Annotated in this window: 24 protein-coding genes, 3 tRNA genes, 1 pseudogene and 1 other annotated feature; of the genes and pseudogenes, 27 read left to right on the top strand and 1 reads right to left on the bottom strand. The window is 32.0% G+C overall.

All coding sequences use genetic code 11. The features are described 5' to 3' along the window. The 27 genes and pseudogenes from CUL_RS19815 to thrS all read left to right on the top strand — a co-directional run. A pseudogene (locus tag CUL_RS19815) lies at positions 1-232 on the top strand (ISNCY family transposase); the annotation flags it as partial. Positions 233-1,014: 782 nt separating this feature from the next. Next, on the top strand, positions 1,015-1,542 hold the full coding sequence (hpt, locus tag CUL_RS0115685; protein WP_005588966.1) for a hypoxanthine phosphoribosyltransferase: 528 nt from the start codon (positions 1,015-1,017) through the stop codon (positions 1,540-1,542). Between the two features lie 93 nt (positions 1,543-1,635). After that, positions 1,636-2,586: a CPBP family intramembrane glutamic endopeptidase gene (locus CUL_RS17735; protein WP_005588968.1), complete on the top strand. Its 951-nt coding sequence runs from the start codon at positions 1,636-1,638 to the stop codon at positions 2,584-2,586. Between the two features lie 49 nt (positions 2,587-2,635). After that, the gene (locus CUL_RS17730; RefSeq protein WP_035143384.1) at positions 2,636-2,842 is read left to right on the top strand and encodes an alpha/beta-type small acid-soluble spore protein; all 207 of its coding nucleotides are present in this window, start codon (positions 2,636-2,638) and stop codon (positions 2,840-2,842) included. Positions 2,843-2,864: 22 nt separating this feature from the next. Further along, complete coding sequence (locus CUL_RS0115670) at positions 2,865-3,599, top strand: class I SAM-dependent DNA methyltransferase (RefSeq protein WP_025642657.1); 735 nt, start codon at positions 2,865-2,867, stop codon at positions 3,597-3,599. Positions 3,600-3,744: 145 nt separating this feature from the next. Next, positions 3,745-3,945, top strand: a complete 201-nt coding sequence (locus CUL_RS0115665) for a cold-shock protein (RefSeq protein WP_005588972.1) — start codon at positions 3,745-3,747, stop codon at positions 3,943-3,945. Positions 3,946-4,034: 89 nt separating this feature from the next. Then, a complete protein-coding gene (gene hslO / locus CUL_RS0115660) occupies positions 4,035-4,907 on the top strand; it encodes an Hsp33 family molecular chaperone HslO (RefSeq protein WP_005588973.1) in 873 nt (290 codons plus the stop codon). Positions 4,908-5,014: 107 nt separating this feature from the next. Further along, a tRNA-Phe gene (locus CUL_RS0115655) sits at positions 5,015-5,090 on the top strand. 2 nt (positions 5,091-5,092) lie between these two features. After that, positions 5,093-5,167: transfer RNA gene (locus CUL_RS0115650), tRNA-Gly, on the top strand. 127 nt (positions 5,168-5,294) lie between these two features. Beyond that, positions 5,295-5,369 (top strand) — tRNA-Cys (locus CUL_RS0115645). Positions 5,370-5,584: 215 nt separating this feature from the next. After that, positions 5,585-7,519: a transporter substrate-binding domain-containing protein gene (locus tag CUL_RS0115640; protein WP_005588975.1), complete on the top strand. Its 1,935-nt coding sequence runs from the start codon at positions 5,585-5,587 to the stop codon at positions 7,517-7,519. 19 nt (positions 7,520-7,538) lie between these two features. Continuing rightward, a complete protein-coding gene (locus tag CUL_RS0115635) occupies positions 7,539-8,888 on the top strand; it encodes a sigma-54-dependent transcriptional regulator (protein ID WP_005588976.1) in 1,350 nt (449 codons plus the stop codon). Positions 8,889-9,103: 215 nt separating this feature from the next. After that, a complete protein-coding gene (locus CUL_RS0115630) occupies positions 9,104-10,792 on the top strand; it encodes an ABC transporter substrate-binding protein (RefSeq protein WP_025642654.1) in 1,689 nt (562 codons plus the stop codon). 238 nt (positions 10,793-11,030) lie between these two features. Next, positions 11,031-11,993 (top strand): ABC transporter permease, encoded by a 963-nt coding sequence (locus CUL_RS0115625; protein ID WP_005588980.1) that lies wholly within the window; start codon positions 11,031-11,033, stop codon positions 11,991-11,993. A gap of 21 nt (positions 11,994-12,014) precedes the next feature. Further along, on the top strand, positions 12,015-12,899 hold the full coding sequence (opp4C, locus tag CUL_RS0115620) for an oligopeptide ABC transporter permease (RefSeq protein WP_005588982.1): 885 nt from the start codon (positions 12,015-12,017) through the stop codon (positions 12,897-12,899). An 18-nt stretch (positions 12,900-12,917) separates the two neighbouring features. Continuing rightward, entirely contained in the window at positions 12,918-13,913 is a 996-nt protein-coding gene (locus tag CUL_RS0115615; protein WP_005588983.1) for an ABC transporter ATP-binding protein, read from the top strand. Continuing rightward, complete coding sequence (locus CUL_RS0115610; protein WP_005588984.1) at positions 13,903-14,889, top strand: ABC transporter ATP-binding protein; 987 nt, start codon at positions 13,903-13,905, stop codon at positions 14,887-14,889. Before CUL_RS0115615 ends, CUL_RS0115610 begins: the two co-directional genes overlap by 11 nt. Before the next feature lie 34 nt (positions 14,890-14,923). Beyond that, a complete protein-coding gene (locus CUL_RS19025) occupies positions 14,924-15,100 on the top strand; it encodes a hypothetical protein (RefSeq protein ID WP_157752679.1) in 177 nt (58 codons plus the stop codon). 28 nt (positions 15,101-15,128) lie between these two features. Beyond that, positions 15,129-16,292, top strand: coding sequence for an amidohydrolase (locus tag CUL_RS0115600; RefSeq protein WP_005588985.1), 1,164 nt, complete (start codon positions 15,129-15,131; stop codon positions 16,290-16,292). Positions 16,293-16,330: 38 nt separating this feature from the next. Further along, a complete protein-coding gene (locus CUL_RS0115595; RefSeq protein ID WP_025642648.1) occupies positions 16,331-17,206 on the top strand; it encodes a DUF4438 domain-containing protein in 876 nt (291 codons plus the stop codon). A 75-nt stretch (positions 17,207-17,281) separates the two neighbouring features. After that, a complete protein-coding gene (locus tag CUL_RS0115590; protein ID WP_025642646.1) occupies positions 17,282-17,506 on the top strand; it encodes a hypothetical protein in 225 nt (74 codons plus the stop codon). 187 nt (positions 17,507-17,693) lie between these two features. After that, positions 17,694-18,473, top strand: coding sequence for a pyridoxal-phosphate dependent enzyme (locus CUL_RS17725; protein ID WP_081722885.1), 780 nt, complete (start codon positions 17,694-17,696; stop codon positions 18,471-18,473). A 293-nt stretch (positions 18,474-18,766) separates the two neighbouring features. Beyond that, positions 18,767-19,567, top strand: a complete 801-nt coding sequence (locus tag CUL_RS0115575; protein WP_025642644.1) for a M55 family metallopeptidase — start codon at positions 18,767-18,769, stop codon at positions 19,565-19,567. Positions 19,568-20,116: 549 nt separating this feature from the next. Further along, positions 20,117-20,869 carry a DUF6873 family GME fold protein gene (locus tag CUL_RS0115570; protein WP_025642642.1) on the top strand — a complete coding sequence of 251 codons (753 nt, stop codon included), beginning with the start codon at positions 20,117-20,119 and terminating at the stop codon, positions 20,867-20,869. Positions 20,870-20,938: 69 nt separating this feature from the next. Then, a complete protein-coding gene (ytxC, locus tag CUL_RS0115565; protein ID WP_005583872.1) occupies positions 20,939-21,781 on the top strand; it encodes a putative sporulation protein YtxC in 843 nt (280 codons plus the stop codon). 113 nt (positions 21,782-21,894) lie between these two features. Next, the gene (gene hisS, locus CUL_RS0115560) at positions 21,895-23,208 is read left to right on the top strand and encodes a histidine--tRNA ligase (protein WP_025642640.1); all 1,314 of its coding nucleotides are present in this window, start codon (positions 21,895-21,897) and stop codon (positions 23,206-23,208) included. 68 nt (positions 23,209-23,276) lie between these two features. Further along, positions 23,277-23,484 (top strand) — a binding site (T-box leader). Between the two features lie 51 nt (positions 23,485-23,535). Next, positions 23,536-25,446, top strand: a complete 1,911-nt coding sequence (gene thrS / locus CUL_RS0115555; protein ID WP_035143382.1) for a threonine--tRNA ligase — start codon at positions 23,536-23,538, stop codon at positions 25,444-25,446. Between the two features lie 361 nt (positions 25,447-25,807). Here thrS and CUL_RS17720 read toward each other — a convergent pair. After that, positions 25,808-26,044: transposase (locus CUL_RS17720; RefSeq protein WP_025642630.1), on the bottom strand; the 237-nt coding region annotated here is incomplete at its 5' end.

Below are 26,044 nucleotides of genomic sequence, written 5' to 3'. Positions count from 1 at the left end.
TATAGTTTATAATACTAAGATGTTGGATGAACGACCTAAAAAGACAGTTTCAACATTATCAGAAAGACGACAAAAGAACAAACCTAGACCATCAAAAAATCATCCTTGGAGGCAATCAGTTGATAAAAAACCCACACCCTTGTATGAGGAAGTTCTCTTGCGTAAAGAGACAGATGCCGAAATCCAAGAAATATTAAACGGCTTATTTAACTCAACAAGAGCATGGGTTTAAGAGATAAAATCTCTTAAAAATATTATATCTTTTTTTAGTCCTTTTTCAAGGGCTTATTTGTCATACCTTTTTATATAAATATGGTTTATTAAAGCCAAATTTATAAGCGTTTATGCCGCGAAAGCCTATTGATATGGGGAGGACCCCTCTGGTATAATTTTGCGGCGGAAATACCTGCATTTTAAGGACTATTTCCGGCAAAATTTGGTGTCCAGAGGGGTCAGGGGCCCCATGTCAATAGGACCGTGGAATAAATGCGGTTATATATTTTTTTTATCATTAAAAGTGACATTTTCACTGAATAAATTTCTATGTTCTTATGTGACATTTTCATTGACTATTGACAGGAAGGATCCAAAGTCGTGAATACCAGAAAAAGTATAATAACGATGTAGTTGAAACTAAGGTAGCCTACGAGGTATCCATATCTAAGCTAGAATATATTGAAAACGACAATAATAGGCTTGATGTTTGCGAAGAAGAAGCATAAAGAGTAAAAATGTCTTTTCAGATCCTAATGAAAAGACATTTTTCAATTTACTCTTCCATCTAATTAATAATTTATGGTATAATCTACACAATATAACCATATTTTAAAGATGGTTTTTAGATTAGGATAAGGAGAAGATTAATGAATATTAAGGCCATTATTATATTCACATTATTTATAATACTCGTAAGTCTTCAATATACACTAAACAAAATATTCTTAGAATTAAGGGAGATCAAGCAAATATTAAGGAGTAGATTAAAGTAAGATTAAAAAGGAAGGGGAGAAAAAATTGCAATTAGATAAAAAACCAAAGATATTATTTGACTCAGATAAAATAGCTGAAAGGGTTATGAAGCTAGGTGAAGAAATAACAAAAGACTATGATGGGAATGATATTGTGGTTATATCCTTACTTAGAGGAAGTTTTGTTTTTGCAGCTGATTTAGTCCGCTCTATTCAAATACCTGTAAATATTGATTTTATGACAACTTCAAGTTATGGTCATGACGAAGTTTCTTCTGGTATAGTAAATATAATTACAGATATAAGGACTAATATAGAGGATAAGCACGTTCTAATTGTAGATGATATTATGGACTCTGGATACACTATGAGTAAGGTAGTCGAATATATTAGTAAGAAAGAGCCCAAATCTATTAAAGTGTGTGTCATGTTAGACAAGCCCAGTAGGAGAAAGGCCAATATAACCCCTGACTACGTAGGCTTTACTATCCCTGATGTATTCATAGTTGGCTATGGGCTTAATTATGGAGATTATTATAGGAATATCCCTTATATATTTATTTTTGATGACTAAGAACCTGCAGGTTAACCTTCAGGTTTTTTAAATTAATCTATGATATAATATGAACCATGTGATTATAATTATTGTAAAAAGCAGGTGGGTTAAATGATGGAAAACAAAAAGAATCCCTCAATATTAGGGACAAATATTCTATATTTGATTATTGCATTATTGCTCATAACTTTAGGAGCTAAGGCTCAATATAGAGAAGTATATACTGGCCTTCTAATAACTGAATACGTTATCGTACTAATGCCTACCTTATTATATTTAAAATTAAATGGTTATTCGATAAAGGACGTATTAAGATTAAACAGGATTACCCTAAAACAAACTATTTATATAATATTTATAGTAATGTTTTCCTATCCTGTAGCTATATTCTTCAATTTTGTAGGCATTATGATTCTGAGTAAATTTGGACAAATTGCGCCAAATGCAGTACCTATACCTGCATCATCTAATGAATTTTTGTTGAGTTTTTTCATCATAGCTTTAACTCCAGGTATATGCGAAGAAGCCATGTTTAGAGGATTGGTAATGAACTCCTATGAAAGCTTAGGAAGGAGGAAAGCCGTTATATATTCAGCAATTTTATTTGGAATGTTTCATTTTAATGTACAAAATTTATTAGGACCAATATTTTTAGGTATAATATTTGGGATAATAGCATTGAAGACCGATTCCCTTTTTTCTACAATACTTGGACATACCATTAATAACGCAATAGCCTTGATAATAGGTTATAAACTGGTTGGTTTAGAAGATTTGCAAGGAGTTTCTTATACCGTAGACCTTATGCCAGAATCAAGTTTAATGGTATATACTTTCATAGCATTGGGAATATTAGCCTTAATTTTTGGACTTTTACTATATAAATTGATTAAATCTTTGCCTGGTAGCAGGAAAAAATCGGTAGAAATCGACAATGCTTATAGGGAAATACTTTTGAGAACTAGGAATAAAAAGCTGAAAATGAACTGGCTGGAAAGAATACCAATAGGTATATTCATGTTAATATTTATCCTTTGGAATTATAAATTCTTTTTTTCATAAGAATAAAACTATCCCTCCTAACTAATAATAGTTTTTAGGAGGGAATAGTGTGGAAAAGAAAAAGAAAAAAACTAACAAAAAGAGAAAGAGAAAAGAAACTTTAGAGGATAAATTAAAATACGAAATTGCTGCTAAGTTAGGCTTAATGGACAAAATAGAGAAAGTAGGTTGGGGAGGGTTAACTGCAAAAGAATCTGGTAAAATAGGTGGATTAATAACCGTTAGAAAGAGAGAAATGAATAAGAAACAAGAGTAAAATATACGAGGGGGACAAAAGGATGTATAAGGATTTTGCATTTTTATATGATAGGTTGATGGTGGATATAGACTATGAGAAGTGGTATTTATATATTAAAAATATATTAGGCAGGTTTGGCAAAAATCCTAAATCCATACTAGAGATGGCCTGTGGGACGGGGAATTTATCCTATTATTTTGCCAAGGATGGATTTGATTTGACTTGTTTTGACCTATCATCAGATATGCTAAGCATTGCCTATAATAAGCTGAGAAAGTTTAAAAATGTAACTATTTTAAACCAAAATATGCTAGACTTTCATATTAACAAAAAATTCGATGGAGTCTTTTCCATATGTGATAGTATAAACTATGTAGCAGATAGGGATGAACTATTAAAGACCTTTAAAAATGTAAAGAAACACCTCACTAACGAGGGAATTTTTATATTTGATATAAACTCCTACTATAAGCTAAAGGAGATAATTGGCAACAACACCTTTATAGAAGATAAAGAAGATTTATTTTATATTTGGCAAAATTATTTTGATGAAAAAAATAATATTTCCGAGTTTTATCTCACATTTTTTGTAAGGGAAGAAAAAGGTTACTACAGAAGGTTTGACGAAGAACATATGGAAAAAGCTTATAAAATAGATGAAATAGCAGAGTTACTTGAATTGGCTGGTTTTTCCCAAGTACATTATTATGATTGTTTTACTTTTGATAATCCTTGTATAAAAAGTGAAAGGATCAATTTTGTTTCATTGCCTTGATTAGGAAATAAACATTTAAAGAATAATTAATAAAATCTTTGGGAATATTATTTGACAAGGATATCTAAATTGTGATAGACTAAGAAAAAGGTAGATGATACATAGGACTCATCTATTAAATTGTTGTATTGGAGGAATGTTTTAAATGGTAAAAGGTACTGTAAAGTGGTTTAACGCTACAAAAGGCTATGGTTTTATTTCCACTGAAGAGGGCGAAGATGTATTCGTACACTATTCAGCAATTGAAAGTGATGGATTTAAAACTTTGGAAGAAGGACAAAATGTTGAATTTGAAATAGTTCAAGGAGAAAAAGGTCCTCAAGCTACTAATGTTATTAAACTATAAACCTGATTCTCTGTTATATGTTTTTTAACGGTAGCAAATTAAGCCCCTTAACAGGGGCTTTAAATATTTTAATCTAGAGGAGTATGCCTATGAAAGACTATATCATCCGTGGAATAGATAAAAAAGGAAATATTAGATTATTCGTAGCTACTTCAACCCATATGGTAGAAGAGGCTAGAAAAACTCATGGCACTTCTCCAACGGCTACTGCAGCCTTAGGTAGAGTGCTAACAGCAGCTGTTCTATTAGGGATCACTATGAAAGGTGAAAGAGATGCTTTAACCTTTAAGATTAAAGGTGACGGGCCTATAGGCAGTATAATTGCAGTATCCAACAATGGTGGACAAGTAAAGGGATATGTAGACAATCCTTATGCAGACCTACCTAGCAGACCTGATGGAAAGCTAGACGTAGGAGGACTAGTAGGTAAAAATGGGCAGTTAGCAATAATTAAGGATTTAGGATTAAAGGAACCCTATATTGGCTATTCCAATTTAGTATCTGGGGAAATAGCGGAGGATTTAGTCCATTATTTTCACCTATCAGAACAACAACCTTCAGCCATAAATCTAGGAGTATTGGTGGATAAGGATATATCAGTAAGGGCAGCTGGTGGATATATACTACAGCTTCTTCCTGGAGTAGAGGATAAGGATATAGATAGGATAGAAGGGATATTGAAAAAAGCAAAGCCTATATCTACTTTAATACATCAAGGTTTATCCCCAGAACAGGTAATGGAAACTTTATTTGGAGAATTTGAAATGGAAATACTAGAGAGAAAAGAAATTGAGTATAAATGTAATTGTAATAGGAAGAGAATAGAAGGGGTATTATTAAGCCTGGGCAAAGAGGAAATAAACAAAATAATTGAAGAGGATGAAAAAGCTGAAATAATATGCCATTTTTGTAATAAAAAATATCATTTCTCCAAAGAAGATTTGCAAAAGTTAATGGATTAATTCCCCATTTCAGAGATTTGAAATGGGGAAATTGGAAAAACTATTGACATTATAAAAACAATATTGTATACTATCAAATGTAGCTAATTCATAGTGATAAAAATTACGCCCAGATAGCTCAGTCGGTAGAGCAGAGGACTGAAAATCCTCGTGTCGGTGGTTCGATTCCGCCTCTGGGCACCAGTGCGGAAGTGGCTCAGTGGTAGAGCATCGCCTTGCCAAGGCGAGGGCCGCGGGTTCGAATCCCGTCTTCCGCTCCATAGGGCAGCATAGCCAAGTGGTAAGGCATAAGCAGGGGACCAAAATCGTATTTTAGATTTTGTGTACATCGCTTAGTCGGGGCCGCTTATACTAGCAGAAAGCTTTAGATTTCACATAATTTAATCTGGCGGCATAGCCAAGTGGTAAGGCAGAGGTCTGCAAAACCTTTATTCCCCAGTTCAAATCTGGGTGCCGCCTCCATAGTAAACCTTCTATTATTTAAATAATAGAAGGTTGTTTTATATATTAAATTATGATACTATGTAAAAATATAATGAAAGGGCAATAATCCATAAATTATCCTATTTAAATTATAAACAATTTGACTATTACATAGTTAATAGATTTAAAACAAGCTTCTATAAGCATATTAATATTAGGATAAGCAAAACAAAATGATTGCGGTGGTTAAAAGAATGAAAAGGGTACTTATCGTAGTTTTAATATCAATAGTTTGCTTATTGTCAGTTAGAACAAATAAAATTGATTTTAGGGTGGAAGATCAAAGGAAATTCGTAACTATTGGAATTGTAGAGGACAATGAACCCTACTCTTATAAAGATAGTAAGGGTATTCGAATTGGGTTTAATGTTGATGTTATTGATGAGTTATTTAATGAATTAAATTATAAGATAAACTATGTGCCAGTTACACATGAGAATTTTTTGGATAAACTTGAGAATAGCGAAATAGATTTGATAGGAGGAATTCAATACGATATAGAATATATAAATAAATTAAAATATTCTAAACCGCTGATAAAAAATACATTTAATATTTTTGTAAAAACCTCAGATAGATCCATAAGAAACATTTCAGATTTGTCTGGCAAAAAAATATCTGTATACAGATATGATCCTGCATATCAACGATTCAAGAATTCAGATAATATAAGAGTATTTTTATGCGAAAGTCAAAGAGATGCTTATTTACTATTACGTTCTGGCGTGGTTGATGCATTTGTAGCAAATAGAAATACTGCTTTAAGTTATATAGAAGATTCCATTGGGAAAGGAAACATAATGATCGTTGGAGAGAAATATACCGTGTTTCCTTCTGCAATTGCAGCCTTAAATAAAAATGGGTTTTTAATAGAAGAAATTAATATCGGTATAGATAGGTTAAAAAATACTGGAAAACTTGATAAATTGCAATCTAAATGGTTTGGAGAGGAAGTTGTTGTCAATTTAAGGTTATGGCGAAAAATTACTACTGTCTCTATTGTTGTTGGGCTAGTTTTAATATTAATTATATTTGTTATTGCTAGAATTAATAATATATTAAAAAAAGAAGTTGAACAAAGAACAAATAAAATAAAAGAGGAGATAGAATATAAAGAAGCTATTACAGATAGCTTGTTCGATCATCTTATAACATTAGATAATAACTTTAATATAACGGTTATTAATAGAAGAGTTAGAGATATTGAGATTATTAAAAATAAGAATATACTTAATAAAAAAATACAAGATACTGATCTAGTTAAGTTGATTTTTGCAGATGATATTAAAAATGTATATATAACAAAAGAAAAGATATTAAATCGTGAAAGAAAAATTGATAATGGTATTGAAAAATATGTTGAATACAATATAGTACCGGTAATTATTAATGATGAAATGGAAGGGGTAGCGATTACTTTAAAAGATATTACTAATGAAAAGCGGATGCAAAGAAAAATATATCAACAGGATAAGATGGAGAGTTTAGGAAGATTGACAGCAGGTATAGCTCATGAGATTAGAAATCCTTTAGCTTCTATAGACATGTACTTGAAATTACTTCCGGAAAAAATTGATAATGTGGAATTTAGAAAACAGATAGTAGAAGATATACCAAAAGAAATATCACGATTAAATAATTTAATTAAAAGTTTATTAGATTATTCAATTCCAAGACCATCAGAGTCAACTATTTTAAATGTAAAAACTGAAATAGAATTCGTATTAAGACTATTAAAAAATGAAATTGATAATGATGAGATAGATGTTATTTCTAAAATAGATGATAATATTGATATTAGATTTGATAAGGATCATTTTAGGCAAATAATTTTAAACATAATTTTAAACGCTATTGAAGCATTAAAGAATGTAACTAACCCAATGATAGAGATATCATATCAACAGAAAAAAGAATATTTAAATATTTTCATATGTAATAATGGTGGACCTATAGATTGTGAAATAGCTGATAATATTTTTGAACCTTTTTTTACTACGAAAGTTAATGGCTATGGTTTAGGGTTATCAATTGTCTCCCAACTTTGCAAAGAAAATAGTGCGGAAATTACCCTAGATAAAAATTATAAGAAAGGGGCAAAGTTTATTATTGAGATTGCAACTTTTTAATGGGTTTAGGAGGGCTAAGATGAAAAGTTTGCTAATTGCTGATGATGAAAAATCTATTTGTAATGTTTTGAAATTTGCATTGGAAGATGAATATAATGTTTTCGTGGCAAATAATCTAGCCGAATTTAATAATATTGTTCATTCTAATCAAATAGATTTTGCTCTGGTAGATTTAAAATTTGGCAGTGTAAATGGATTAGATTTAATAAAAAAAATAAATATGTTGAATGAATATGCTATCATAATTATGATTACAGCTTATGGCACTATTGAAACCGCTATTGAAGCGATAAAACTGGGAGCGTATGATTACTTACTAAAACCCATAGATTTAGATATGCTTAGAGAGCTATTAGTTGAAGCAAATAGGTATTATATTTTGAAAAAAAACCTATTATCTGAAAGTTCTTATTTGGTGGATGATACAGATATTATTGGCATGTCTAGGAAGATGAAAGATGTAATTGAATTGATAAATAGAGTAAAGAATTTAGATGTAACAGTATTAATCCAAGGTGAGACTGGTACCGGGAAAGGTTTAGTTGCAAGGGAAATACACTATAAAGGTTTGAGAAAAGATGGACCGTTTATGGTAGTAAATTGTGGAGCTATTCCTGAAAGTTTAATTGAAAGTGAGTTATTTGGCTATGAAAAAGGGGCTTTTACAGGTGCAGAAAAATCCAAAAAGGGTGCATTTGAGCTCGCTAATGGAGGAAGTTTGTTTTTGGATGAAATTGGGGAAATGCATTTATCTGGTCAAGTTAAATTACTAAGAGCCATAGAAGAAAAAAAAATAACTCCTCTTGGTAGTGAAAAATCTATAGAAGTGGATACACGAATAATAGCTGCTACGAATAGAGATTTGGAACAAGCTGTAAATGAGGGCAAGTTTAGAAATGATTTGTTTTATAGATTGAATGTTCTACCTATATACTTACCACCGCTTAGAGAAAGAAGAGAAGATATTCCTTTATTAGTATCTTATTTTATTGAGAAAGCTAACAAAATGTATGATTTAAATATAAAGGGAATAGAAGAAGGTGTACTTGATTATCTAAAAAACATGTATTATAGGGGAAATGTAAGAGAATTGGAAAATATAATTTATAGACTATGTATTTTAAGTGATGGAGAGATTATTTGCTATGATGATATTAATATAAAAGGATCTCAAGATCATACCCACAAAAAAGAAGGTTCCAACTACATCTCCTTTCAAATTGGGACTAAAATAGAAGAAGCTGAGAAAACTTTGATACTAAGGACATTAGAGTTTGTCGGAGGAAATAAATCTAAAGCTGCACAGATGCTAGGAATTAGTGAAAGAAGCATTTATTACAAAATAAATGATTATTTAAAAAGAGAATGATTTTTAAAAGCTGCAAAATTTTCAGAACAGTGAAAAATTTGCAGCTTTTTTTATTTATGCTTAATGGAAAACTCCTAAAAAGGCATTTAAACATGTCATTATCATAATGTTGTGCAAATTTGAAATTTGTTTAATGTAGTGGCATAGATATTGCATATTATAGTGGTCATAGAAAAACAACAATAAAATCAAATATAAAGAGGAGGTATATATGTATGAAGATTAATAAAAAGTTATTATCAGTATTCCTTGTAGCGTTATTGATATTTTCATTTGTTACAGGATGTAGTGTAGATGAGCAAAAAGAAATTTCATCAGACCAAGAAGACAATCAAGAAAATATGGAAGCAGATGGAGAAAAAATTTTAAGGAGAGCTTCTTTATCTGCACCATCAGGTGTATTTAACCCATTGTTAAATAACGATGACTATAATGCTTACGTAACAGATTTAATTTATGAGAATTTAGTTACATTGACGCCAGATTTGGAATTTGAGCCTGTATTAGCGGAAGAATGGGAACTTTCGGAAGATGCGAGAAGTATAACATTTCATCTTAGAAAGGGAGTAAAATGGCATGACGGCGAACCATTTACTGCAGAAGATGTAAAGTTTACGTATGAGTTTATTGCCAACCCAAAGTATCCGGGAGCATATAGCTCATATATAAATGCTATAGAAGGATACGAAGCTAGAAAATCAGGACAAGCGGATGAGCTTACGGGCGTAGAAGTTATTGATAAACATACAGTAAAGATAACAACCAGCGAAGTTTATGCACCGTTTTTGGAAAAAATATGTTTTTGGATAAGAATTATACCTAAACATATATGGGGTGAAGTAGATATAGAAAAAGCAAATGAGTCAACAGAACTATTGAGAAACCCTATTGGAACGGGACCATTTAAGTTTACTGAATTTTCACCTGATAGATATACAATAGTTGAAAAAAACACAGATTATTGGGATGGTGAGGCTAAGTTAGATAAAATTATATTGCAGGTAGTAAATCCGGAAACTGCACAAGCTCAGATGTTAAATGGAGAACTCGACTACTTACCATTAACTACTCTAGAACCAGATAATATAAAAATGTATGAAGATGCTGGATTTGTAGTTGAAGAATTTAAATATAATGCATATCAAAACATGATAATAAATAACCAGAATCCAGTATTAAATAACAAATGGGTCAGACAAGCATTAGCATATGGAATAGATAGGCAGGGAATAGTTGATTCAATATTGTATGGATATGGTAATGTAGCAAATCAAATTTATCCGACACATTTCTGGCCTTATCCAGGAGATGATCAAATAAATCATTATGAATATAATCCAGAAAAAGCAATAGAACTCCTTACTGAAAAAGCAGGATGGGAGTATAAAGATGGTAAGATGTATATAGATAGTAATCCAGCAAAATTCACCCTAATATATCCTTCTGGAAACAAAGCCAGAGAATTGTCAGCACCGGTTATACAGGAAAACCTTAAGAACATAGGAATTGAAATAGAATTACAAATGATGGAATTTGCAACAATGGCGGCTCAAGTAGAAGAACCTAGCCCAGATGCTTTTGATTTTGCATTGATGGGGCATGGTATAGGAGCAGATGCAGATGTAAGAACTTTCCTACATACGGATTTTATTTTCAATGGTGCGAACTATTGTAGATATTCAAATGAAGAATTGGATAAACTTCTTGAAGAAGGAATGAAATACTTAGATATTGAAAAGAGAAAACCAATTTATGCGGAAGTCGCTAAAATCGTAAATGAAGAAATGCCTACATTATACTTATACAATTATAGTAGTGCAATTGCGATAGTTCCCAATCTAAAAGGGATAAGACCGCATGCATTTACATCTGCTTATAATGCAGTAAATTGGGACTTGGAATAGTTAGTAATCGAATAACTCTATTTACTGTATAATCAACAAGCTAAGATATCTTAATCGATTTTAGTTTTAAATATTCTTTTATTTAAATAAATAAAGTAATATATATTTCCAAAAATAATTGAATTTAAAGCTCCCCCTTGATTTGTCGATTAAGATATCTTGCTTGTAAATAATTACTACTGATATATAAGTTTAAATGTATATAGTGAAACAATAGATTATCATGAGGAGGACAACTATGAAGCAATATATAATCAGAAGGTTATTATTAATGATACCTGTATTTATAGGAATATCTATAATAACATTTGCTTTAATACATTCAACTCCTGGGGATCCATATATAATGATGATAGATGGGAATCTAAATGTTGAAGACAGAGAAATGATGCTAAGGGAAATAGGATATTATGATTCAATACCCGTTAAATATATTAAATGGGTCTCGAGGGCTGTGCGAGGAGATTTGGGCTATTCAATAAGATATAGGGAACCTGTAACGGACGTAATGTTAAGAAGAATTGGAAATACATTATTATTATCATTTTCAGCATTGCTCATAAGTTCAATAATAGCTATACCTTTAGGCATAATATCTGCAACTAAACAATATTCTATATTTGACTATATTGCTACCGTGATAGCATTAATAGGGGTTTCAATTCCTGCTTTTTTCTTCGCACTTGGGTTAATAAAAACACTTGCTGTAGACTTAAAGCTGTTTCCAATATCGGGAATTGAAACTATAGGGGTAAATTTGACTGGTTTCAAAAAGGTTTTAGATATCCTCCATCATATGGCATTACCATTGATTGTATTAACATTTATGCAGACTGCTTCTCTAATGAGATATACTAGATCGGCTATGTTAGAGGTATTACAACAGGATTACATAAGAACAGCTAGAGCAAAAGGGTTGCCGGAAAAAGCAGTTATCTACAAACATGCTTTAAGAAATGCAATGATTTCTATATCCACACTCATAACAATATCTTTAGGTTATCTATTATCTGGGGCTGTATTAACAGAGACAGTTTTTGTTTGGCCAGGTATGGGGACATTATTATATCAAGCTGTAAGTAATAGGGACTACCCACTGATTACATCTGGTACTTTGTTAATAGCATTATGTGTATTATTTGCTAACTTATTATCTGATATATTGTATGCAGTTATAGACCCTCGGATTAGGTATGATTAGTGAATCAAGGAGGAGAAACTAATGGATGTTATAGATAAAAACAATAAAACATTAGATTATACACCTTTGTGGAGATTGAGCTTAAACAGATTTAGGAGAAATAAATTAGCTGTTTTAGGAACAATAGTTTTAATTATACTGATTATAACTGCTATTTTTGCCCCATTAATAGTTCAATATGATAGAGATGAACAGAACTTGTTAAAAATTTATCAAAAACCATCAAAAGCACATATTTTAGGTACAGATGAACTTGGAAGAGATGTATTCACAAGGCTGTTATATGGTGGAAGAGTTTCTTTATCTGTTGGGTTAATTTCAACAACAATTTCTGTAGTTATAGGTGTGGTATTAGGTATTATAGCAGGTTATTATGGGAAAAAAGCAGATATTATTATCATGAGGATAGTTGATATTTTTATGTGCTTTCCATTTTTTGTAATAGCAATTACAATGGCAGCTATATTAGGACCAAGTATTTGGAATGTTATGATAATTACTGGCGTACTTGGATGGACAAGTATTTGTAGAATGGTGAGGGCGGAGGTAATGTCCATTAAGGAAAGAGAATTTGTGGAAGCTGCAAAAGCTCTTGGACTGACTAATAGAGAAATAATGTTTAAGCATATATTACCTAATACATTTGCTGTAATAATAGTATACGCAACACTTGGAATAGCAAATGGAATATTATCGGAAGCAGGACTTAGTTTTTTGGGGCTTGGAGTTAAACAGCCTCAACCAAGCTGGGGCAATATGTTAGCTGCTGCTCAAAACTTGCAAAGTTTACAACATAGATGGTGGTTGTGGATACCGTCAGGATTGTTAGTTTTTATAACGATACTTTCCATTAATTTTGTAGGAGATGGACTTAGGGATGCCTTAGATCCTAAACTTAAGCAATAAGGAGGTAAAGAGGTAGAAATGGATAATATAATTCTTAGCGTAAGGAGATTGGTAACAGAATTTAAAACTTCTGAGGGGAAAGTAATTGCGGTTAATGATGTTAGTTTCGATGTGGAAAAAGGGAAAGTATTAGGTATAGTTGGAGAATCAGGATGTGGAAAATCAGTAACCTCTTTATCGATAATGAGATTGGTACCCAAACCTAATGGTATTATATCTAACGGACAAATTATATTTGACAATAAAGATCTATTAAAATTAGATGACAAAGATATTAGAAGTATAAGAGGTAATGAGATATCAATGATTTTTCAAGAACCTATGACTGCGTTAAATCCTGTATTTACAGTAGGTTTTCAAATCAGTGAGGCTTTAGAACTACATACAGGTTTAAAGGGAGAAAATGTTAGAAAAAAATGTATTGAACTTTTAGAGATAGTTAAAATACCTAGAGCAAAAAAAGTTATAGATGAATACCCTCATCAATTAAGTGGTGGAATGAGACAGAGGGTTATGATTGCTATGGCAATATCATGTAATCCCAAATTACTGATAGCTGATGAACCTACAACTGCGCTAGATGTTACAATCCAAGCTCAAATATTAGATCTAATGAAAAATTTAATAGATGAATTAGATATGTCTATTATATTTATTACACACGATCTAGGTGTTATTAGTGAAATGGCAGATATGGTAGTTGTTATGTATGCAGGAAAGATTGTAGAAGAAGCAAGTGTAGAAAAAATATTTGAAAACCCATTGCATTTTTATACTAAAGGTTTGATGAATTCAAGACCTTCATTACTGAAAAAAGGAGATAAACTTCAGTGTATTCAAGGAATGATACCAAGTCCATTTAATATGCCCAAGGGTTGTGCATTTGAACCTAGATGTAATTACTCTATAGACAAGTGTAAAGTTGAAATGCCGGATCTACTAGAATGTGAAAAGGGCCATAAGGTAAGATGTTGGGTAGCCCATCAAAAAGTAGGTGATAATCATGAAAGATAATTTACTAGAAGTAAACAATCTAAAAAAGTATTTTCCTGTCTTAAAGGGTGTTTTTCAAAAAAAAGTTGGAGACATAAAAGCAGTGGACAATATAAGTTTCAGTATAAAAAGGGGAGAGATTTTTGGATTGGTTGGGGAGTCTGGTTGTGGAAAATCTACTACTGGACGGACTATATTGAATCTAATTGCTCCGACAGGAGGTTCTGTTGTATTCGAAGGCAAAACGATTTTTGATGTTGAAAATAATTATGAAATATCTGACGAAGAGATGAGAAAATTAAGAAAGGACATGCAGATAGTATTTCAAGATCCATTTGCATCCCTTGATCCAAGAATGAATGTAGGAGATATTATTTCGGAAGGAATGCTAAAACATAAAATATATAATAAAAGAGATGCAATTAATAAAACTAAAGAACTATTAGAAATGTGTGGATTGACGGCAAGTAACATAAAAAAATATCCACATGAGTTTAGTGGTGGTCAAAGGCAAAGAATTGGTATTGCAAGGTCTATAGCATTAAATCCCAAATTTATTGTTGGAGATGAGCCAATAGCTGCTCTCGATGTAAGTATACAATCACAGATTTTAAGCTTGTTGCAAAAATTGATTGAAGAATTGAATTTGACATTTCTTTTCATATCCCATGACCTAAATGTAGTAAGATATTTCTGTGACCAAATAGCTGTAATGTATCTAGGATCATTTGTTGAAGTAGGCACAAGTGAGCAATTATTTGACAATCCAATTCATCCTTATACCCAAGCATTGCTATCGGCTGTTCCTGCATCAATGCCATCAGAAATCAAAAAGAGAATATTGTTAGAAGGAGATGTTCCTTCACCTGCGAATCCACCTGAAGGGTGTAAGTTTCATACTAGATGTCCATATACTAAAGAAATTTGTACAGAAAAAGTACCGGAATTAAAATCAGTTGATGGTGGAAATTTAGTTAGTTGTCATTTGTACAGTTAAATTGAATATATAATCTATTTAAAGGATGATAATTATGAATGAATATGCTAATGATGCTAAACAAGCTAGCAAAGATGAGCAGCTTAGATTCAAACATAAAGAAATATTGCTATTAATTTTGATTGGTTATCGAGAAATAATGCCTAAAATACTACCAATGTTAATAGCAATAGTAGTTTTGTCTTTATTATTAAAATTATGGTTGTTCTAAATAATATAATTGAAAGGATGGACTCAAAATGTTAGCCATAAAAGGCGGGAAAATTTTAACTATAACTAATGGAATTATTGAAAACGGTACAATTATGATAAAGGATGGAAAAATAATAGAGGTTGGTGGACATATAAACATAACCCCTGATGTTGAGGTAATTGATGCAAAAGGTAAATGGATTACTCCAGGTTTTATAGATTGTCATTCTCATATCTCTGTATTTGGAGAACCTTCTACTATGCCTGGTCCATGCGATGATGGGAATGAGATGTCGGACCCGGTAACTCCGCAAATTAGGGCATTGGATTCGTTAAATCCTGAAGACCCTGCCATTAAAAAAGTCAGAGAAGCGGGCTTTACTACAGTATATACTGGACCAGGCTCTGCAAATGTAATAGGTGGGAAAGGGATTAGCATAAAACTTCGGGGGATTACTGCTGAGGAGATGTATATAGAGGGCAGTGAACAAATGAAGATGGCATTAGGAGAAAATCCAAAACGTGTATATGGAATAGATAAGAAAATGCCAATGACTAGAATGGCTGTTGCTAGTTTATTAAGGGAAACTTTATATAAGGCAAAGAATTATTCTGATGATCTTAAGATAGCTGAAAAAGATTCTGCTAAAAAACCTAAATATAATTTTAAACTAGAATCGTTAGTAAAGGTAATAAGAGGAGAACAAAAGGTAAGAATCCATTGTCATAGAGCTGACGATATTATAACTGCTATAAGAATAGCTGAAGAATTTAATTTAGATTATTCACTAGAGCATGTAACAGAAGGATATAAAGTAAAGGATATATTAGCTAAAAAGGACGTTTATTGTGTTCTTGGACCCTTATTGTTGTCACCTGTAAAACAAGAGGTTTGGGACTTAAAGCTAGAAAATCCCGGAATTTTGACAAACGAAGGAATCAAAGTTTGTTTAACAGCTGATTCAACATCTGGAACTATGTGGTTACCAATTCATGTAGGAATTGCAGTTAAAAATGGAATGGATGAAAAGGAAGCTTTAAAAGGAATAACTATATACCCTGCAGAATTACTAGGACTTTCTAATAGAATAGGTTCAATAGAAGTTGGCAAAGATGCGGATATAGCAATATTTGATGGACATCCATTTCATAATATGACTTCGTGTCTACTAACGATGATTGATGGTGTAATTTATCACAATAAAATGTAACAAAAATAATGAAAGAATGAATTAGGAGGCAGAATTAAATGTTGAATACAAATGAAAGCAGTTTAGTTAAAATTTCAGTTCAAGGAATTATACAGCATCCTGGAAAAGCAAGAGATTTTATAATTGATGGTGAAGGCAGAGCGGATGTTCTGCCTGCTACAGGGGGGATTTGCTATAACGTAAAAGTAGGAGATTGCTGTATGAATTTAGCTGGAGACCATGTGGAGCCAGGGGTATCTACTTCCAATGATACTAACAAATTCAATAGCAATGCATATAACATATATTCATGTATTGGAAATGAGGCTACAGTAATAACTGGTGATGCTAAAGGCAGTGTGGGATATGTAACTGGAAAACATGACCTGAGCAATGTATTAATATATTTTGATGATGAAGCTTTAAAAAAGATGACATTAGACGATAAGATTTTGGTTAAAGGATATGGGGTAGGATTTAAATTATTAGATTACCCTAATGTTAAGGTGATGAATATAGATCCTGATTTATTTAAAAAATTTCGGATAGAAGAAAAGGATGGAAAGATTATAGTACCAGTAGCGAAAAAAATTCCTGCTTATTTAATGGGTTCAGGAATAGGAGCTATTTCAGCATATAGAAGCGATTACGATATAATGACTCAGGATAGGGAGACTATAAAAGAACTTGGGCTAGAGGATTTAAAATTCGGGGACATAGTATTATTAGAAAACTGTGATAATACCTATGGAAGATGTTATTTTAAAGGAGCAGCTACAATTGGAATAGTTGCTCATGGAGATTGTATAATGCCTGGACATGGCCCTGGAGTTACAACCATATTATCCTCAAGGGAATCTGTTATAGAAGCCATTATAGATAAAAGTGCTAATATCGCCAACTATCATCCTTTGACAAAGGATAGATTTAAATAGTAATTTTACCTAAGTTTTATAAAAGGACTGGAGCCGCTTACCAAAATTCAATTCCCTTATGAACTAGAAGATGTTATGACAATACATGATAAATATAGAGATGGAGGCTGGGGCATCACTAGCAAAGAAATGGTAAATTTTATCGGTGAATTTGCTCAAACGGAAGGAATTTTTGTTGAAAAGATATATACTGTTAAAACATTATATGGAATGAATGATTTGATTAAAAATAAACATTTTCAATCTGGAGTATGCTATTTATACTCGGGGGGTATAGGGGCTTTATTTAGTCAATTTTGAAACTTTAACTAGGAAAGATAAGTACTCCAACTCCTTTTCATGAGTTGAAAAACTTTAGGAGTAAATTAGGTGTAAAACCTAGAATATTTATCAAAAGAGATGATTTCACAGAAGTGGGACTTGGCGGAAATAAAAGTAGAAAGCTTGATTATATAATGCATGATGCTTTAGAAAAAAAGCAGATACAATAATTACTTGGGGTGGATTACAATCCAATCATTGTCGTCAAACATTGGCCTTTGTTAATGTTTTAAATATGGATTGTCATTTAATACTTAATGGAGAACCTCAAGAGGAACCTCAAGGTAATCTATTTATATACGATGTATTTGGAGCAAAGCTTCATTATGAACCGGATGAGAGTAAATGTCCAGAAGCATGTGAGGATTTAGTAGCAGAACTAAAGGCAGTAGGTAAAAACCCATATTACGTACCTTTAGGAGCATCTATACCATTGGGTTCTTTAGGATATGTAGAGAGCGCAAAGGAAATAGCTGAGCAATCAGAAATACAAGGCATAAAGGTACAGCATATATTTCTAGCATCCGGTTCTTCGGGAACCCAAGCGGGGTTGGAAGTCGGAACGAAATTATATTTACCGGAATGTAAAATACACGGCATCTCTGTTAGCCGTCCTAGAGAGGAACTGCAAAAGATGGTTTCACAATTGGGTAATGAAATCGCAGAATATATAGATAAGGAAATTCATTTTGAAATGGATGATATCTGTATACATGACGAATATATTGGGGAAGGGTATGCTATACCAACAAAGGCTGGAAATGAAGCTATAAGGCTTTTGGGTAATACGGAAGCCATACTATTAAATCCTGTATATACAGGCAAAGCTATGAGTGGATTGATTGATATGTTAAAAAAGGGAATCTTAGATGATGCAGAAGCCGTAGTTTTTATACACACCGGTGGAAGCCCAGCAATATTTAATTTTATAGAATCTTTTTATTAAAGAGTAGGTGAAATATATGGGAAAACTGTTAAATGTGAAGAATCTTCATACGGGATTTGATAGTGTCAATGGATATGTTGCTCTATGAATTCTGCCAAGTAGATGCTTATATTATAGGAGATGCTGGAAATGCATGGATATTTGCTCAGAAGTAGCTCCTGATTTAAAAGAGGTTAGACCAGAATATTTTGTGGCTTGCCATTTGTTTTAAAAGATATTTATATAAGATAGGAATAATATGCTTTTAAATTAGGCTGCAATCAAAAGCTATATGAAGGAAAGGTGAATTAAAGTTGAAGATTTTTATTAGTGCTGATATTGAAGGGATAGCTGGAATAGCGTCTTGGGAAGAAGCGAGACAAACTTCTTTGGATTACCCGTATTTTGCAGAACAGATGACTGAAGAAGTAGCAGCAGCTTGTGAAGGAGCAAATATAGCTGGGGCCAAGGAGATTGTAATAAAGGATGCCCATGGTTCTGGAAGAAATATTGACCCATCTAGACTACCTGAAAACACTAAATTGATTAGGGGATGGAGTGGACACCCTTATAAGATGATTGATGGTATAGATGAATCTTTTGATGCCATAGCATTTATAGGATATCATTCTCATGGAGGTTCTGATAAAAACCCATTAGCTCACACCATAAACAGCTCCGTAGTAGACTATATGAAATTGAATGGTGAATATCTAAGTGAATTTTTGTTACATTCCTATTTAGCGACATATTTGGGAGTACCAACTGTTTTTTTAAGTGGTGACAAGGGTGTGTGCCAAGAAGCTAAGAGGTTTAATGAAAACATTATTACGGTGGTTGTAAGTAAAGGCAAAGGAGCATCATCTAGGAGTATTCATCCAAATAAGTCCATAAAACATATTAAGGTTGGTATGGAGGAAGCTTTAAAAGGTGATTTGGCTAAAAACAAAGTGGAATTACCAAATAAGTTTAGTTTAGAAATAAGGTATAATTATCATGGCAATGCCTATAAAAATTCCTTTTATCCTGGTGTTGTGCAAAACTCACAAAAAAGTATAATCTTTGAAACAGACGATTATTTTGAGATAATGAGGGCTGCATCATTTTTAATATAAGAATAAATCAAACCACCTGGTTTACAGGTGGTTTTAATATGGAAATAATATATAAAGGAAGGGCCTATAATATAAAAAAAGCTTTGCTTCCCTACCATAGGTTTTAACAAGCTTAATATCGATTGAATCGTATAGAATTTTCCTTGAGAATGTAAACAACTTTATGGTGTGCCTAAACGTAGGTTACATTTCGAAAGCAAATGCTAAATCTAACCCATATTTCAAACTAAAATAAATCAATGCAATAAGTTGGGCTGGAATGGGGGACAAATCTCTTCTATTAAAATTCGTTTTACTTTATTATTGATTTTCAATTTAAAATTAATTAACATATATGCATGAATTTTCTTCTATGTTTATGGTAATTACACTTTAACAAAGATGGAACTTTATTTCTATATTTTTAGAATACTTGGTTTTATTAGTTACTGAAACAATGAAATATAAAACACAGTAACTATATGGTATTGTGTGATATTATATTTGTTATAGAGAATAATGGATGTTATAGAAAATAAAAATAGTATAATAGGAGGGTTAATAAACAACATGAACATGTTAAACAATCCTTTTATTCCAAATAATTTTGCCAATACGGTTATTATAGATGGTCGTATTTCTGAGGTAATTAAGGCAAGGTTGAAAGAATTAAATATAAATATAATATCTACCATTCCATGTAAAGAAGTAGCAGAACCTATTTCTTACCACCCAGATATTGTAATCCATCCCATTAACTATAATACTTTGATTGTAGCACCAAATGTTTTTGACTATTATGAGGATAAGCTATATGGAATGGGTATTAAAATTATAAGAGGGGAGACCAAACTAGATAAAGAGTATCCTAAGGATATTGCATATAATGTAGGAAGGGTAGGAAATTACGCTGTACATAATTTTAAATATACGGATGAGAAATTAAAATATTATCTAAAAAAGGAAAAATTAGGTCTTATAGATATAAAGCAAGGTTATTCTAAATGTTCCATGGCCATAGTAGGTAACAATGCCATTATAACGGAAGATTACCCTATATATAAGGAGTTGTTAAATTATGGTATAAATGTATTGCTAATTAATCCAGGTCATATAGAACTACCTGGTTATCCCTATGGTTTTATAGGTGGAGCAACAGGCAAATTATCTAAAGATAGCTTCATGTTTTCTGGGAAATTAGACGATCATCCTGATAAAGTTAAAATGGTAAGTTATGTAAAAAAATATAATAAAAATATCATTTGGTTAAGTGATGAAAAAATTATAGATATTGGAACAATAATTAGTCTATATTGCCAATAGAGTAACTCTTTATGCAGTATATAGACATAATCAGAGTGCATACTAGTAACAAGAAAGGAGTGAAAAACAATGAAGATTCAAATCGCATTAAATAAAGGTATAGATAAAGCAAAAGAAATAATATATGGTTATTTCTCAAATAAAAAAGTAAAAATCGAAGAAATAGACTACCAATCAAGACATCTATTTAATATAACTCCTGTTAAAAATAGATCTTTAAAGGATTTTTATAATGATGTAACAAAGATGATATTGGACTTAATATTAAATATATATTCTAAGGATATTATTTACAAGCAAATAGACACCAATTTTAAAAACTTAAAAGCCAATGAAAAAATTGAAGTAGTAGAAATATCCAAACAGCTACTTTTAGATGAAGATAATTTTGTGGTGGAAAAGGAATACATCAATAATCAAATAAAAAAATATATAATGGATATGCCATTTATTTCGGTGGATGGTTTCATATTGTTTAGATTAAAGGGGTTTAGCCTTTTTATAGATTTAATTATTGACAAGGGAGTAGAAGAGTATACTGCGGAAAAGGAGTATAGGGAGTTCATTAAAATATTACAATACTTTGTGGAATCCCAGAAAAGTAAATACGACCTAGTCAATATAGTCTTTGAAAATGAAAATTATGAATTATTAGATAAGGAGAATAAAAGGATAGATAATAATTTCTTTGATGAAGTTATTGCAGAATTAGATAGTGTAAGTATTAATGAAGATGACCTATTGATAAGCTCATTAATAGTCTTATCTCCACAGAATATTGTAATTCATTCAGACAAAAAAAACAGCGGTAGAGATGTAATTAAAATTATTACAGATGTATTCCAAGATAAGGTATATTTTTGTTTAGGATGTGAAAAATGTAAAGAAAAGGCAAAAATTAAAAATGACTAGTAAAATGAAGCTAAAAGACTGATAAAGCTTCATTTTATTCTATAAATTTATTTGAAAAAAACTATTTAAATGATATCATAGTAATAAATGATTTCATGTTTGGAGGTATACATATGAGTAAAGATATTATCAAGCCATCTATACTAGCGGGCTTTATGGAGTTAATTCCATCAGAACAGATATTGTTCAATAAAATGATGGACACAATTAGAGAAAACTATGAAAAGTTCGGATTTTTGCCCATTGATACACCAGTAATTGAAAAAGCGGAAGTATTGTTAGCTAAAGGTGGCGGAGAAACAGAACAACAAATATATAGGTTTGAAAAAGGAGACGCAGATCTAGCCTTAAGATTTGATTTAACTGTACCCCTTGCTAGGTACGTAGCTCAACATTTTTCAGAACTGACCTTTCCTTTTAGAAGATACCATATAGGAAAGGTATATAGAGGAGAAAAAGCCCAAAGAGGAAGGTTTAGGGAATTTTATCAATGCGATATAGATATAATAGGCAATGGTAGCCTGGATATTATAAATGATGCTGAAATACCAAGCATAATCTATTCTACATTTAAAGATCTAGGCTTCGATTCCTTTACCATAAAGGTTAATAATAGAAAAGTATTAAAAGGATTTTTCCAATGGTTAGGAATTGAGGATTCCACAGAAATACTGAGAACAGTAGACAAACTAGAGAAGATTGGTTTAGATGGAGTGGTCAAGGAATTAGAAGAACAAGGCTTAGGCACTACTACCATTGAAAAGATATTGGGATTCATACAGATAAAGGGAAGTAATGAAGAAAAACTCAATAGTCTGGAAAACTTAAAAATTGAAAGTCAAATTTTCAATGAAGGATTAGAAGAATTAAAAGCGGTAAATCATTATGTAGGCTTATTTGGGGTACCTGAAGACAATTGCTCCATAGATTTAACTATAGCAAGGGGCCTTGACTACTATACTGGTACTGTATACGAGACCTTCCTAAATGATTATCCCCAAATAGGAAGCATATGTTCAGGTGGTAGGTATGACAACTTAGCTGAATACTATACCAAACAAAAGCTTCCAGGGGTAGGTATATCCATAGGTCTTACTAGACTATTTTATCAATTAAAGGAAGCAAAATTAATTAATGTAGAGGATAATTCATTAACTAAAGTTATAATTATTCCGATGGCAGGCTATCTAGAAAAGGCTGTGGGAATAGGTAAAGTTCTTAGGGAAAATAATATTAACACTCAAATATATTTGGAAAAAGCTAAAATGGGGAAAAAGTTTGGTTTTGCAGATAAACTAAATATCCCTTATGCTCTTATTATAGGAGAAGAAGAAGTGAAACAGAGTAAATATACTTTAAGGAATATGGGGACAGGAGACCAGACTATGTTTTCCATAGACGAAATTTTATCTAGATTAAATAATTAATATAAAATTATGAATAATCCTTGAATAACTGGGTATATTGTGTTAAAATAAGAAATTAAATAAATATGAAAAAGACGTTGATGGGAAGAGTAGGTTATTTAGACCAACTAGAGAGGGGAGTCCTTAGGCTGAAAGTCTCCCTATGGAAAGAATAACTGAAGACCACCCCAGAGTCGTATCCCAAAACCATAGGTAGAAGGATATCCGCTAATATGCGTTATACAGATTGAGTACCAAATAGGGTGGAACCACGGGAGTCAACCTCTCGTCCCTGCATTATGCAGGGACGAGAGGTTTTTTAATTATAGATATGGAAAGGAGACAAAAATGGAAAAGATAAAAATTACATTACCAGACAATTCTATAAGGAAATATGATAAAGGAGTAACCGTATTAGAAGTAGCAAAAGATATTAGTGAAGGATTAGCTAGAGTAGCCTTAGGAGCAGTAGTTAACGGTAAGACAAAGGGAATGCAAGAGACTATTGATGAAGATGCAAATATAAGAATAGTTAAGTTTGAAGACAAAGAAGGAAAGGAAATATTCTGGCATACATCAGCCCATATAATGGCCTTAGCAGTAAAGAGGCTATTCCCAGATGTAAAATTTGCCATTGGGCCTGCTATAGAAGACGGTTTTTATTACGACTTTGATACAGAGCATAGATTTACACCAGAAGATTTAGCAAAAATAGAAGAGGAAATGGCAAAAATAGTTAAAGAAAACCATAGATTAGAAAGATTTGTCATGTCTAGAGATGAAGCCCTTGACTATTTTAAGAAAAAAGGAGAAGTCTATAAGGTAGATTTAATAGAGAATCTTCCAGAAAATGAGGAAATATCCTTTTATAAATTGGGAGAATTTACTGACCTATGCGCTGGACCTCATTTATTAGATACAAAAAAGGTTAAAGCAGTAAAATTGTTGAGTATAGCTGGAGCATATTGGCGTGGGGACGAAAAGAATAAAATGCTTCAAAGAATCTATGGAACAACTTATGAAAAGAAGAAGGACTTAGAAGCTTACCTCCACAGATTAGAAGAAGCAAAGAAGAGAGACCATAGAAAATTAGGAAAAGAACTAGATTTATTTAGCATCCATGAAGAAGGGCCTGGATTTCCTTTCTTCCATCCAAAGGGAATGATAGTAAGAAATATACTTGAAGATTTCTGGAAAGAAGAACATGCAAAAAGGGGCTATGGCGAACTAAAAACTCCTATTATTCTAAACGAAGATCTGTGGCAACAATCGGGGCACTGGGATCATTATAAGGAGAATATGTATTTTACAGAAATCGACGATGCTGAATACGCTATAAAACCTATGAACTGTCCCGGTTCTATATTGGTATATAAATCTAAGATGCATAGCTATAGAGACCTTCCTCTTAGATGGGGAGAATTAGGATTAGTTCACCGCCATGAGCTATCGGGTGCCCTTCATGGATTAATGAGAGTGAGAAGCTTTGTTCAGGATGATGCCCATATATATGCATTGCCATCTCAAGTAAAGGAAGAGATAATAAATATAATCGACTTAGCCGATTATATTTATAGTATATTTGGATTCAAATATCATGTGGAATTATCTACAAGGCCTGAAAATTCCATGGGTACAGAAGAACAATGGGAATTAGCAATTAATAGTTTAAGGCAGGCTTTACAAGAAAAGGGAATTGACTATATTTTAAATGAAGGAGATGGAGCCTTCTACGGACCAAAGATTGACTACCATCTGGAAGATGCTATAGGAAGAACCTGGCAATGTGGTACAATCCAATTGGATTTCCAAATGCCTGAAAGGTTCGATTTAACTTATGTAGATAAAGACAATGAAAAGAAAAGACCAGTAATGCTTCATAGAACAATTCTAGGCAGCATTGAAAGGTTCATGGGAATATTGATTGAACACTTTGCAGGCAAATTCCCAGTATGGATTGCCCCAGTTCAGGCTACAGTCCTTCCCATTTCTGATAAGTTTAATGACTATGCCTATGAAATTAAAAAGGAAATGGAAGATAAAGGCCTTAGGGTAGATATTGACGATAGGGCTGAAAAAATAGGATATAAAATCAGAGAAGCTAGACTTCAAAGAATACCCTATATGTTAATAGTAGGTGAAAAGGAGGTAGAAGGTAAACTTGTATCAATAAATAAAAGGGATGAAGGGGATATTGGACAATTTAAACTGGAAGAATTCATAGATAGGGTAATAGAAGAAGTTAAAAACAAAAAATAAAATGAATGTGTTGTTGCAAGGGCAGACCTATGTGTCTGCCCGTTTTATATTCACAGAGACTGTAATAAATTTTGTGCTTTAAGTAAGTTTGATTACTCTGATCTGACAAGAAAATTTAGATTTAATTTAGATAATAATTTTTCAAATTTGATACTTTAGTTTTAGTTTGCCAAAATTATAGGGAAATATACATAAATTCTTATAATTTTGGCAATAATTTTAAACATGGAGAAATGTGTTCATTTTTTTAGTTAGGTGGTTTCTAGGTAAATAATGGCCTAGGCCATTATTTACCTAGAAACCACCTGTTAAATCCTATTCCCCAAGTTTTTCTATAGATTTAGGGTGCATTGTTTCAATTTTAAAGATATTGTTCTACCCTTCCTTCAAAAAATATCATCAGTTGATTTAGAATAGAGTCCCAATTTCTATATCTCTGGGTCCACTTTTTCATAACATTTTGACTTGCTAGATATAGCATTTTTTCTAGGGATAAATCAGTTGGAAAGACAGACTTAGTCTTTGTAACTTTCCTAAATTGCCTATGCAAACCTTCTATTATATTTGTAGTATACATTATTTTTCTAATTTCAATAGG

The sequence above is a fragment of the [Clostridium] ultunense DSM 10521 genome (assembly GCF_000511955.1).
Taxonomy (GTDB): domain Bacteria; phylum Bacillota; class Clostridia; order Tissierellales; family Tepidimicrobiaceae; genus Schnuerera; species Schnuerera ultunensis.
Note: the sequence above shows the minus strand (reverse complement) of the source record. Positions and strands in the feature narration are given on the sequence as shown.